Raw genomic sequence first — 11,228 nt, 5'->3', positions numbered from 1 at the left:
AGCCGAGATGAGCCGCTTGCGCGAAGGCGATTCAGCATCACGAGTTCTTTCCGGTAAGGATGCGGTGATCGTGCAGGTCGTGGTCAGGAGCTTCATGGCCGAGCGGATTGGTCACTCCGACAACGACACTGCGCTGGGTGGCGATGGCGCCGAGCCGCTCGACCGCGATTGCGCGCCGGCAGTTGTCCCGGACCTGTTCGAGGTCACCGACCACGAGGATGGGGCGATTCGAGAACAGCGCCAGGGTGACCTTCAGCAGGAACAGGTCGAGGTCGGACAGTTCGCTGATGTACGTTTCCGGCGCGGGCGGCGTCAGGTCGCCGAAGACCTCGCGTAGTGCGGACTCGCCGGCTTGCGCCGGCACCCGCCGGTACCACGGGGCCAGCCAGCGGCGCTGCTCGGCGAGCACCGTCTGGACGGTGACCGAGTCCTCGAGTTCGTCGATGTCGGCGAACGCCGCGATCGCGCAATGTCGGCGGATGTCGCGGGGCCGGGACTCGCCGCAGACGGTGACGGTGCCGTGGGTGGGTGCAAGGCGGCCGGCCAGCGTCAGCAGCAGCGCAGTCTGGCCCCATCCCCCGGGCATCTGGATGGCGTGGAATCCCGGGGTGAGCTCCAGGTCGATGTCGGAGAACAGCGGGCCGTGCTCGCCATCGACCCCGAGTCCCACCGTGGTGATCTGAGGCGCGCCTTGCGTGTCCTCAGCGTCTTCCTGGGCGTCGTCCACCTCGGACGCCGCTTCGGACGCTTCGCACGCCTCGGTCTCCGAGGTGTCCCCGGCGTCGTCCCTGTCTTCCATCTCCGACCTTTCGATACTCACTGGTATCCATTCGATACTAGCGAGTATTGTGTTGGTCATGACTGCTGTCAAACCGGCACGTACGCGCCCGACCCGCGACGAGGTGCGCGACCGGATTCTGGATGCCGCGCTGACGGTTTTCGCCGCAGAAGGCTTCGCCGGCGCCACCATCGACGCCATCGGTCAGGCCGCGGGCTTCACCAAGGGAGCGGTGTACTCCAACTTCGAATCCAAGGACGAGCTGTTCCTGGCGCTGTTGGACCGGCAGTTCGAGAGCCGCGGCGCACTCATCGCGACCGCCCTCGACAGCGGGCAGGGCGACACCGCCGCGATCGCCGCGGCGCTGAGTCGCGCAACGCTGGACTCGATCCACGACCAGACCGAATACCAGATCGTCCTGATCGAGTACTGGCTGCGCGCAGTGCGCGATCCCGAGCTGCGCGAACGCCTGGTGGCCCGCCGCCGGACAGCCGCCGATCAAGCCTTGCGCATCGTCGAACAGGCCGGGACGTCACTGCCCGGCAAGCAACTGTCGGCACTCGCGCAGCTGGTGGTCACCATCATCTCGGGGATCGCCACCGAGGAGGTGCTGCAGCCGGGAACGATCGACATCGACACCCTCACCCGCTTGTTCACCGCGCTGCTGGAATCCAGCCCGGACGGGCGGTAACCGGCTCAGGCCAATTTCTTGTGCACGGGCCGTCCACCCGTGGCCTCGAAGATCACCCGCTTGCCGATCTCGACGGCGTGGTCGGCATACCGCTCGTAGTAGCGGCCCAGCAGTGCGACGTCGACAGCCGAGCACACCCCGTCCTCCCACTGACGGTCCAGCAGCAGGGTGAACAGGTGGCGGTGCTCGGCGTCGACGCCGTCGTCTTCGTCGCGCAGTCGCGCGGCGGCGTCCGGATCCCGCGACACCAGCACCTCTTGCGCGGTCTGCGCCAACCGGACGGCTTGCGATCCCATGTCGGTGAAACTCGCGCGCACTTCGTCAGGCAGGGCGCAATCGGGGTGACGCAACCGGGAGATGTCGGCGACATGGACAGCGAGCGCGCCCATCCGGTCGATATCGGCGGCGATGTGCATCGACCCGACCACTGTGCGCAACTCGCCGGCGACAGGCTGCTGGAGGACCAGCAGCCGGAATGCGGACTCCTCGATGCGGCGGTTGTAGTCGGCGATGTGTTCGTGGTCGGCGATGACCTGCTCGGCCAAGGACAGATCGGAGTCGAGCAGGGCCTCGTTGGCCCGCTGCATCGCGCTGACCGCCAGTGCACACATCTCGGCCAGTTGGTCGGACAATGCCGCCAACTCGTCGTGAAATGCCTTTCGCATCGCCACACCCTTCCTCGCCGGACGGTGCCGCCCGGCGAGGGTTAGGTACCCGGAATGCGGCGGGGGCTAACCGCCCGTGTTGACGGGTTCGATCGGCAGCCGCCGCAACCCCCCGGGAGCCTCGGCCGGCACCACGGGACGCTCGGGAGCGATCGGCGCCAGCTTCCGGTAGGACTCACCTTGAGCCGGACGCTCGTCGTTCTGGCCCTTGTTCGGCCAGAGCGACGCCGCGCGTTCGGCCTGCGCGGTGATCGAAAGCGACGGGTTCACGCCGAGGTTCGCCGATATCGCCGCGCCGTCCATGACGTAGAGCGTCGGGTAGTTGTACACCCGCTGGTACGGGTCGATGACACCGTGCTCGGCGCTGTCGCCGATCGCCGCCCCACCGAGGAAGTGCGCCGTGAGCGGGATGTTGAACAGCTCGCCCCAGGTGCCACCCGCGACGCCGTCGACCTTCTCCGCCATCCGCCTGGTGAACTCGTTGCCCACCGGGATCCACGTCGGATTCGGTTCACCGTGGCCCTGTTTGGACGTCATCACCCGCTTGCCCCCGGGCCCACGCTTGGTGAAGGTGGTGATCGAGTTGTCCAGGTGCTGCATCACCAGCGCGATCACCGTGCGCTCGCTCCACCGCTGCGGGTTGAGGAGCCGGACCAGCTTGCCCGGATCCTCGCGGGCCTGATCGAGGAACTGCCGCCAACGAGGAACGTCGGTGCCCTTCGGCCCGGTGCCGTCGGTCATCAGCGTCTGCAGCAGGCCCATCGCGTTGGAACCCTTGCCGTAGCGCACCGGTTCCACATGGGTGTCGGAGGTGGGATGCACCGATGAGGTGATCGCCACGCCATGGGTGAGATCCATGCCGGGTGTCACCGTGAGGGTCTGCGCCCCCACGATGGACTCGGAGTTGGTCCGGGTCAGCACGCCCAGCTTGTCGGAGAGCTTGTTCAGCTTGCCGGTGTCCCGCATCTTGAACAGCAGCTTCTGGGTGTTGTACGTCCCGGCCGCCAAGATCAGATGATTCGCAGTGAAAGTCTTGCGGTGACGACGCAGCTTGCTGCCGGTCCGCACGGTGGTGACCTCCCAGACACCGTCGGCACGCTGCTCGAAACTCGTCACGGTGGTCAACGGATGTACTTGCGCGCCGGCCGATTCCGCCAGGCCAAGGTAATTCTTGACGAGCGTGTTCTTGGCGCCGTGACGGCAACCGGTCATGCACTCGCCACACTCGATACACCCGGTGCGGGCCGGGCCGACTCCGCCGAAGAAGGGATCCGGCACGGTCTTGCCGGGGGTCATCTCACCGTCGGGACCGAAGAACACGCCAACCGGTGTGGCGACGAACGTATCCCCGCAACCCATGTCGTCGGCGACCTCTTTGACGATGCGGTCCGCGTCGGTGAAGGTCGGGTTCTTCACGACCCCGAGCATCCGCTGAGCCTGGTCGTAGTGCGGCATCAACTCGGCGCGCCAGTCGGTGATGTCCTTCCACTGCGGGTCGTTGAAGAACGGGTCCGGCGGCACGTACAGGGTGTTGGCGTAATTGAGGGATCCACCGCCGACACCGGCGCCGGCCAGGATCATGACGTTGCGCAGCAGATGGATGCGCTGGATGCCATACATGCCCAGCTGCGGCGCCCAGAGGAACTTGCGCAGATCCCACGAGGTCTTGGCGAAGTCGGCGTCGGTGAACCGCCGGCCGGCTTCGAGTACTCCGACCCGATAGCCCTTCTCGGTGAGGCGCAGCGCGCTGACGCTGCCGCCGAATCCCGAACCGATCACCAAGACGTCATAGTCAGGCTGCATGTGACCAGTATGACGCTACCCGCAGGTAACTTCTAGACAGGAGGCCCTAACTTGTAAAGAAGAATTTCTCCATGGGGCGGCGACCTCTACCGATTTCTACCTCAGGGTCGCGATCAGCGCCCGAGCACAACCCTGGTGCAGAAAACGGCGCAGCGGGCCCGGTCTGGGGATCCCGCCGAGATCAGGAACCGACCGTCAGGCCGACCTTCTGGAATTCCTTGAGATCGCAGTACCCGGCCTTGGCCATCGACCGACGCAGACCGCCGACCAGGTTCAACGAGCCGAACGGATCGTCGGACGGTCCGGTGAGCACCTGCTCCAGACTGGGCCGCTCCCCGACCGCCACCTGCAGCAGCGCGCCCCGCGGCAACGACGGGTGAGCCGCCGCCGACGGCCAGAACCAACCGCTGCCCTGCGCCTCGTCGGCCACTGCCAGCGGAGTACCGAGCACGACGGCGTCGGCGCCGCAGGCGATCGCCTTGGCCAGGTCACCGGAGGTGTGGATGTCGCCGTCGGCCAGCACGTGCACGTAGCGGCCGCCGGTCTCGTCGAGGTATTCACGGCGGGCGGCCGCCGCGTCGGCGATCGCCGTGGCCATCGGCACGCTGATGCCCAGCACTTCGTCGCTGGTGGTGACCCCGGCAGTGGAGCCGTAGCCGACGATCACGCCGGCCGCGCCGGTGCGCATCAGGTGCAGCGCGGTGCGATGGTCGAGCACGCCGCCGGCCACCACCGGCACGTCGAGCTCGGAGATGAAGGTCTTCAGGTTGAGCGGCTCGCCGTCGGACGCGACCCGCTCGGCGGAGATGATGGTGCCCTGGATGACCAGCAGGTCGATCCCGGCGGCCACCAGCGTCGGGGTCAGGGCCTGAGCGTTCTGCGGGCTGACGCGGACCGCCGTGGTCACGCCGGCTTCGCGGATGCGCGCGACCGCCGCGCCGAGCAGGTCGGGGTCCAGCGGGGCGGCGTGCAGCTGCTGCAGCATGCGGATCGCCGCAGAGTCGTCGTCGGCGTTCGCCGCGACATCGAGGACCTTCGCGATCTTCTCCTCGACATCGGCATGCCGGCCGATCAGCCCCTCGCCGTTGAGCACGCCGAGACCGCCGAGGCGCCCCATCTCGATCGCGAACTCCACCGACACCAGCGAGTCGGTCGGGTGTGCGATGACCGGAACCTCGAAGCGGTAGGCATCGAGCTGCCAGGCCGTCGAGACATCCTGGGACGAACGGGTGCGCCGCGAGGGCACGATCGTGACGTCGTCGAGCTCATAGGTACGGCGGGCGGTCCTGCCCATGCCGATTTCAACCATGTCGCGCATGACTGTTCTTAGTCTCCTGCCCCACCGATTCAGCGGGTGTAGTAGTTGGGGGCCTCGACAGTCATGGTGATGTCGTGCGGGTGGCTTTCCTTCAACCCGGCCGCCGTGATCTGGACGAACTGCGCCTGCTGCAACTGCTCGATGGTCGCCGAGCCGGTGTAGCCCATGGCTGCCCGCAGCCCGCCGGTGAGCTGGTGGATCACCGAGCCCAGCGGCCCCCGGAACGGCACCCGGCCCTCGATGCCCTCGGGCACCAGCTTGTCCTCGGAGAGCACGTCGTCCTGGAAGTAGCGGTCCTTGGAGTAGGACTTGCCACCGCCGCGTCCCTGCATGGCACCCAGCGAGCCCATGCCGCGGTAACTCTTGAACTGCTTGCCGTTGACGAAGATCAGGTCGCCCGGCGACTCGGCGGTGCCGGCCAGCAGCGAGCCCAGCATGGCCGTCGATGCGCCGGCCGCCAGCGCCTTGGCGATGTCGCCCGAGTACTGCAGGCCGCCGTCGGCGATCACCGGCACGCCGTAGGGCTTGCAGGCGGCGACGGCTTCGAGGATCGCGGTGATCTGCGGGGCGCCGACACCGGCGACCACGCGGGTGGTGCAGATCGAGCCGGGGCCCACACCGACCTTGACCGCGTCGGCGCCGGCCTGCACCAGCGCCGCTGCCGCGGCGCGGGTCGCGACGTTGCCGCCGACGACCTCGACGCGGTCGCCCACGGTCTGCTTCACCCGCGCCACCATGTCGAGCACGCCGCGGTTGTGGGCGTGGGCGGTGTCGACGATCAGCACGTCGACTCCGGCGTCGACCAGTGTCATGGCCCTCGCCCAGGCGTCGTCGCCGACGCCCACCGCAGCGCCGACCAGGAGCCGGCCGTCGCTGTCCTTGGTGGCCAACGGGAACTGCTCGGTCTTGACGAAGTCCTTGACGGTGATCAGGCCGGTCAGCTTGCCGTGACCGTCGACGATCGGCAGCTTCTCGATCTTGTGGCGGCGCAGCAGGCCGAGGGCAGCCTCGGCGGACACGCCTTCCTGGGCGGTGATCAGCGGCGTCTTGGTCATCACCTCGGCGACGGGCTTGTTCTCGTCGACCTCGAAGCGCATGTCGCGGTTGGTGATGATCCCGACGAGTTGCCCGGCCTCGTCGACGACCGGCAGCCCCGAGATCCGGAACCGGGCGCACATCGCGTCGACCTCGGCCAGGGTGTTGGTGGGCGAGCAGGTGACCGGGTCGGTGACCATACCGGCCTCCGACCTCTTCACCGTCTCCACCTGGGCGGCCTGTTCGGCGGCCGGAAGGTTGCGGTGCAGCACGCCCATCCCACCGGCGCGGGCCATCGCGATGGCCATCCGCGATTCGGTGACGGTGTCCATCGCGGAGCTGACCATCGGCACCCGCAGGCGGATGTTCCGGGTCAGCTGGCTCGAGGTGTCAGCGGTGGCCGGGACCACATCCGAGGCAGCCGGCAGCAGCAGGACGTCATCAAAGGTGAGACCGAGCATCGCGATCTTGGTGGGATCGTCGCCGCCGGTCGACACCGGTACGGCAATGGGAACGCTGCTTTCAGCGATCGACATGGGTGGGGCCTCCAGTGGCAGGCGTGGGGCTTATAACCCGATTCTATCGGCTCGGTTATTGACAGTGATGTTGCCGTTCCTTGCACCTCAGGGTGCACATCCCCCCGCGCATCAGGACGGCTGGCGCGATACCTGTGCGGCTGCGTAGTGTGGGACTCGTGCGTGACCACCTCCCCCCTGGTTTGCCGCCCGATCCGTTTGCCGATGATCCTTGCGATCCTTCTGCTGCGCTGGACGCGATCGAGCCGGGCCAGCCGCTGGACCCCCAGGAACGGACGGCTGTCGAGGCTGATCTAGCTGATCTCGCGGTGTACGAGGCGCTGTTGGCGCACAAGGGAATTCGCGGTCTCGTCGTCTGCTGTGACGAATGCCAGCAGGACCACTACCACGACTGGGACATGCTGCGGGCCAACCTGCTGCAGCTGCTCGTCGACGGCACGGTGCGCCCGCACGAGCCGGCCTACGACCCCGAGCCCGATGCCTACGTGACGTGGGACTACTGCCGCGGCTATGCCGATGCGTCCCTCAACGAGGCCACGTCGGACACCGACGGCTACCGCTGACCGCCGCCTAGCCCCGGCAACAGGGGCACTTCGATCCCCGGCGATGCCGGGCCCTCTCCGTTATGTCCGCCCGACGGGCTTTCGTGACCTCCGCCACTGCTGGGCTCCACAGGCGCGGCCTGCGTAGTACGCACCGACGGCGCGGACGGCACAGATGTCGGCTCGATGGTCGGCGCGACAGTCGTAGTGGTCACCGGGGGTGCTTCGGCCGCCGGCGCGGCCGTGGTGGTCGGCGCCGAGGACGTGCGAGGCGCCGCCGGCGTTGAGACAGGCGAGGACTCTGTCGCAGTGGCCGGCGCACTCGTCGTCGGCTCGGCACTGCTCGACGGCGTCGGGGCCGTGGTCGACGACGGCGGCGTCGACGGCTGGCTGGTCGACGGTTGCGACGTCGGGTTCTCCGACGGCGACGTGGGTGACGTGGACGTCTCCGAACCCGGGCTGGGCTCTGTCGGCGAGGTCGAAGGCCCGGTCGTCGGTACCGAAGGCGACGTCGGCGTCGTCTCCCCCGGCGTGGACGGGGACTGCGGCGTCGTCGTCACCGTCACCTCGGGTAACACCACCGGCGGCGCATTGGGCGGCACGGTCGCGTTCGGGTCGCGGTTCTCCACCTTGACCGACAGCTGCTGCCATTGGTCGACGAGTTCCTGCTTGCGCTGCTCGTCGCCGACAGTGGCGACCGTGGTCGTGATGGTCTGCAGCTTCTGCTGGGCCTGCTCCCACTGCCCATCGTCGATCATCTGCTGAACCTGCTTGAGCTCGCTCGACGCCAGTTCGACGCCCACGTCGCGGGTTACCGGCGCGGACCCGAAGACCAGTCCGCGCACACCGTAGAGGGCATCGCCCGGGCCGGAGCCGTACACGGCCGCACCGAACCCGCCGAGGCACAGCACCGCGGCCGCCATGGAGCCCACCAGCGCCATCGGGATGCGCACCCGACCCTGCCCGGTCGCCTTGTCGAGCGCCTTGACGGCCTCACGCGGTGTCGCGATGCCCGCCATCGGGGTTTGTCGTGCGTCGTCGCGCCAACCGGCCAGCAGGACGGCCAGTTCGGCCTCCTCCCGGTCGGTCGCATAGACCTGCCGCTCGAGGGACAGCGCCTCGATGAATTTCTCGGACCGGTTGATCTCGTTGAGGGACGGATCACCACCGTTTGAGGTCCAGCGGCCGAAGTCAGGCATGGTCGCGCCCCGTCGCCATGATCTCGTTCTTCAGCCGGGCGAGCGCACGGTGCTGCGCGACGCGCACGGCGCCGGCGGTGCTTCCGACGGCCTCCGCGGTCTCCTCGGCGCTCATGCCGACCACGATGCGCAGGATCAGGATCTCGCGCTGCTTCTCGGGCAGCACGGACAGCAGCCTGGCCATCCGTTCAGAAGACTCGGTGTCGAGAGCGGTCTGCTCGGGCCCCGCGTCAAGGGAGAACCGCTCGGGCACCACCTCGGTGGGCTCGGCACGGTTCCTGGCTGCCGCGCGATGCGCGTCAGCAACCTTGTGCGCAGCGATGCCGTAGACAAAGGCCAGGAACGGGCGTCCCTGATCCTTGTAGCGCGGCAGCGCCGTAATGGCGGCCAAGCAAACCTCCTGCGCAACGTCATCAGCTGATAGACCACTGCGCTCGGTCGCCCCCACCCTCGCCCGGACATACCGAACGACGATCGGCCGAATGATCTCCAGCACTTCCGAGAGCGCGTTCCGATCACCTGCCACTGCGTCAGCAACGACAATGTCGAGACGGTCTCCCGAACTTGTCATCGTGGGCGATCTCTCCAGCGTTACGTTGCACCGACACTCGGGGCGGATTGGCTCAGCTAAACAATAACGATCGATGAGGCAGGGCCCTGCCGGTGCCGGATCTAGGCGCCGGCCCACACCCCGCCTCTGCGACGCACTGTATCGGCGCCGAGGTCCCGGATCCGGTTGATTTGGGCAGCGTCGTGTGACTCGCTGCCGATGTCGGTCAGCACGCAGGCCAACGCCCAGCGCAGCGGGATCAGTCCGAATTTCTCGGTGGCCGGCAGTGCCGCGTCGGCGACCTCCCGCGCGGCGTCGAGCTCGCCGGCACTGCACAACGCCGCGGCCAGCACGACGTCGGATTTGACGGTGTGGCGCGTCGAGCGGTGACCGGCCGCGGCCGCGACTCCGCATCGGGCATGTTCGACGGCCTCGGCGCCGTGGCCCTGGACCATGGCCAGTTCGGCGCTCACCCACGACAGCCGGATCCGCTGCCGCGAGTCGCCGGGGGTGTCTATGGCGCGAGCCCGGTCGAGCAGGCGGGCCGACACCCCGAACCGGCCCATCCCCAGGGCGTCGGCGGCGAGCCCGATGAGCGCGTCGCCGGCGGCCTCGTCATCGTCGCCGCGGTGCGCCCACGCCTGGCCGTCGGCGCCGCGAGCGCGCGCGTGCCCACCCAGCTGGCGAAGAAACGAGGCGCGGGTGCTGTGGGCCAGCGAGACCAACGGACCCGAGTCCTGGCACCGCAGGATCTCGGCAAGCTCGGTGAGCGCACAGGCGTAGCGCCCCTGCCCGCCGGCGGCGACCGCCCGCAGCCAGCGCTCGTGCGGGGTGGTCGCGCCGGGCAGCGGCCAGCGGCCGGGGTCGGCCCCGAAGGCAGCGTCAGCCAGGGCCGCGGCGGCCCCTGCGATTGCAGTCATCGGTCAGCGACGCTATCAATACCGTCGGTACCGCCGGGTTCGTGGGCAACCCGGTACCGACGGATACGCCGGAATTCACGTTGCCGGCGACAATTAGTTAACAATTGATGGCTCGAATGTTAATGGCAGGTCAACTAACTATCGCCCGGCCGGAATAGCGCATGACGACACCTCTGGTCCGAGCAGGGAAAATCCGATGACCTCTAGCAGATCCTTAACACCGATGTCTCGGTCACCGCGTCACAATGATGAACGTGATGTAAATTCTCGACCTGCGGTTATGTCCTTTAGCACATCGGCAAGGTATTGACTCGCTTTATCGGGCCCCCCTAGTTTGTGTGCACGAGCGGTCATCGGCGACATGTGCTCAGTTCGGTTCCACCGACTCAAACCCGCCCACTTTTGGCGAAATGGGCGAGCAGAGAGGGGTTTTCCAAATGCCGCAGCCGCAGCAACTTCCCGGACCCAATGCGGATATCTGGGATTGGCAAATGCAGGGACTTTGCCGTGGAGTCGATTCGTCAGTGTTCTTCCATCCCGATGGCGAGCGCGGGCGGGCCCGGGCGCAACGCGAGGTTCGCGCCAAGGAGATGTGCCGCAGCTGCCCGGTGATCACCCAGTGCCGCACCCACGCGCTCGCCGTCGGCGAGCCCTATGGCATCTGGGGCGGCTTGAGCGAGTCCGAGCGCGAGCTCTTGCTCAAGCGGGGGATCCGCCGCAGCGCCTGAATCCCACAGCAAACTTCACACGCCGAACTGCAGAGGCTCCATTCCGCGAGGGATGGGGCCTTTGCAGTTCCTGGCATCCACAGCCAGGGTCAGCCCGCCAGGAAGGCCCCAAGCGCGAGGACCGCGAGCACGAGGAACGCGGCGGGAAAGGCGATGTTGTAGAACACGCCCGCGCGGATGTGGGTGATGACGGCGCCGACGAAGAACGCGATCAGCCCGATCGCGGCGGCGATACCCAGCGGCGGGAAGGCCAACAGGCCCACGAGCAGTCCGACCGCGCCCGCGCCCTTGAGCAGTCCGAGGGTCGGTACCCAACTCCGCGGGACACCGACCTCGGCGGAGTTCGCGAGGACGAAGCGGACCGCGGCGAGGTCCGCGACAGCCATCGCCCCATTGGCCACGATGGCGATCGCGACGATCACGGCCGCGATCATGCCGAGTTGTAGGGTCATGATGGTCGTCT

General features: G+C 67.8%; 12 protein-coding genes. 3 read left to right on the top strand and 9 right to left on the bottom strand.

Annotated features, from left to right (window positions below; genetic code table 11):
* Positions 1-37: 37 nt before the first annotated feature.
* The gene (locus A5779_RS01925) at positions 38-799 is read right to left on the bottom strand and encodes a P-loop NTPase family protein (protein ID WP_236734621.1); all 762 of its coding nucleotides are present in this window, start codon (positions 797-799) and stop codon (positions 38-40) included.
* Between the two features lie 58 nt (positions 800-857).
* Here A5779_RS01925 and A5779_RS01920 point away from each other — a divergent pair, with 58 nt between their 5' ends.
* The gene (locus tag A5779_RS01920; RefSeq protein WP_413784885.1) at positions 858-1,469 is read left to right on the top strand and encodes a TetR/AcrR family transcriptional regulator; all 612 of its coding nucleotides are present in this window, start codon (positions 858-860) and stop codon (positions 1,467-1,469) included.
* 5 nt (positions 1,470-1,474) lie between these two features.
* Here A5779_RS01920 and phoU read toward each other — a convergent pair whose 3' ends face one another.
* From phoU to guaB, 4 genes are all read right to left on the bottom strand, one after another.
* Positions 1,475-2,134 carry a phosphate signaling complex protein PhoU gene (gene phoU, locus A5779_RS01915; protein WP_064878378.1) on the bottom strand — a complete coding sequence of 220 codons (660 nt, stop codon included), beginning with the start codon at positions 2,132-2,134 and terminating at the stop codon, positions 1,475-1,477.
* Positions 2,135-2,200: 66 nt separating this feature from the next.
* Entirely contained in the window at positions 2,201-3,937 is a 1,737-nt protein-coding gene (locus A5779_RS01910) for a GMC family oxidoreductase (RefSeq protein ID WP_064878376.1), read from the bottom strand.
* Positions 3,938-4,118: 181 nt separating this feature from the next.
* Positions 4,119-5,255: a GuaB3 family IMP dehydrogenase-related protein gene (locus tag A5779_RS01905; protein WP_064878374.1), complete on the bottom strand. Its 1,137-nt coding sequence runs from the start codon at positions 5,253-5,255 to the stop codon at positions 4,119-4,121.
* A 29-nt stretch (positions 5,256-5,284) separates the two neighbouring features.
* The gene (gene guaB / locus A5779_RS01900; protein ID WP_055109737.1) at positions 5,285-6,826 is read right to left on the bottom strand and encodes an IMP dehydrogenase; all 1,542 of its coding nucleotides are present in this window, start codon (positions 6,824-6,826) and stop codon (positions 5,285-5,287) included.
* Positions 6,827-6,984: 158 nt separating this feature from the next.
* On the opposite strand from guaB, the gene A5779_RS01895 reads away from it, so the two are divergent.
* The gene (locus A5779_RS01895; protein ID WP_003882245.1) at positions 6,985-7,389 is read left to right on the top strand and encodes a DUF5319 domain-containing protein; all 405 of its coding nucleotides are present in this window, start codon (positions 6,985-6,987) and stop codon (positions 7,387-7,389) included.
* Here the strand turns inward: A5779_RS01895 and A5779_RS01890 are convergent.
* The 3 genes from A5779_RS01890 to A5779_RS01880 form a co-directional block, all read right to left on the bottom strand.
* Positions 7,380-8,567, bottom strand: a complete 1,188-nt coding sequence (locus A5779_RS01890; RefSeq protein WP_064878372.1) for an anti-sigma-D factor RsdA — start codon at positions 8,565-8,567, stop codon at positions 7,380-7,382. The two genes, A5779_RS01895 and A5779_RS01890, sit on opposite strands and share 10 nt — an antisense overlap.
* A complete protein-coding gene (locus A5779_RS01885) occupies positions 8,560-9,138 on the bottom strand; it encodes a sigma-70 family RNA polymerase sigma factor (RefSeq protein ID WP_055109741.1) in 579 nt (192 codons plus the stop codon). Before A5779_RS01885 ends, A5779_RS01890 begins: the two co-directional genes overlap by 8 nt.
* Positions 9,139-9,239: 101 nt before the next feature.
* Positions 9,240-10,037, bottom strand: a complete 798-nt coding sequence (locus A5779_RS01880; RefSeq protein ID WP_064878370.1) for a tetratricopeptide repeat-containing protein — start codon at positions 10,035-10,037, stop codon at positions 9,240-9,242.
* 437 nt (positions 10,038-10,474) lie between these two features.
* Between A5779_RS01880 and A5779_RS01875 the strand changes: the two genes are divergently transcribed.
* Positions 10,475-10,765, top strand: coding sequence for a WhiB family transcriptional regulator (locus A5779_RS01875; RefSeq protein WP_055111427.1), 291 nt, complete (start codon positions 10,475-10,477; stop codon positions 10,763-10,765).
* An 89-nt stretch (positions 10,766-10,854) separates the two neighbouring features.
* Here the strand turns inward: A5779_RS01875 and A5779_RS01870 are convergent, their stop codons facing one another.
* The gene (locus tag A5779_RS01870) at positions 10,855-11,199 is read right to left on the bottom strand and encodes a DoxX family protein (protein ID WP_064878425.1); all 345 of its coding nucleotides are present in this window, start codon (positions 11,197-11,199) and stop codon (positions 10,855-10,857) included.
* Positions 11,200-11,228 lie beyond the last annotated feature (29 nt).

The sequence above is a fragment of the Mycolicibacterium peregrinum genome, from assembly GCF_001665625.1.
Lineage (GTDB): Bacteria > Actinomycetota > Actinomycetes > Mycobacteriales > Mycobacteriaceae > Mycobacterium > Mycobacterium peregrinum_B.
This window is presented reverse-complemented; position numbering and strand designations above follow the sequence as displayed.

What these genes read in the sequence shown, in the direction of transcription:
- A5779_RS01925 (WP_236734621.1), bottom strand. Translation starts at nt 799, where the DNA reads ATGGAAGACAGGGACGACGCCGGGGACACCTCGGAGACCGAGGCGTGC.
- A5779_RS01920 (WP_413784885.1), top strand. Translation starts at nt 858, where the DNA reads ATGACTGCTGTCAAACCGGCACGTACGCGCCCGACCCGCGACGAGGTG.
- phoU (WP_064878378.1), bottom strand. Translation starts at nt 2,134, where the DNA reads ATGCGAAAGGCATTTCACGACGAGTTGGCGGCATTGTCCGACCAACTG.
- A5779_RS01910 (WP_064878376.1), bottom strand. Translation starts at nt 3,937, where the DNA reads ATGCAGCCTGACTATGACGTCTTGGTGATCGGTTCGGGATTCGGCGGC.
- A5779_RS01905 (WP_064878374.1), bottom strand. Translation starts at nt 5,255, where the DNA reads ATGCGCGACATGGTTGAAATCGGCATGGGCAGGACCGCCCGCCGTACC.
- guaB (WP_055109737.1), bottom strand. Translation starts at nt 6,826, where the DNA reads ATGTCGATCGCTGAAAGCAGCGTTCCCATTGCCGTACCGGTGTCGACC.
- A5779_RS01890 (WP_064878372.1), bottom strand. Translation starts at nt 8,567, where the DNA reads ATGCCTGACTTCGGCCGCTGGACCTCAAACGGTGGTGATCCGTCCCTC.
- A5779_RS01885 (WP_055109741.1), bottom strand. Translation starts at nt 9,138, where the DNA reads ATGACAAGTTCGGGAGACCGTCTCGACATTGTCGTTGCTGACGCAGTG.
- A5779_RS01880 (WP_064878370.1), bottom strand. Translation starts at nt 10,037, where the DNA reads ATGACTGCAATCGCAGGGGCCGCCGCGGCCCTGGCTGACGCTGCCTTC.
- A5779_RS01875 (WP_055111427.1), top strand. Translation starts at nt 10,475, where the DNA reads ATGCCGCAGCCGCAGCAACTTCCCGGACCCAATGCGGATATCTGGGAT.
- A5779_RS01870 (WP_064878425.1), bottom strand. Translation starts at nt 11,199, where the DNA reads ATGATCGCGGCCGTGATCGTCGCGATCGCCATCGTGGCCAATGGGGCG.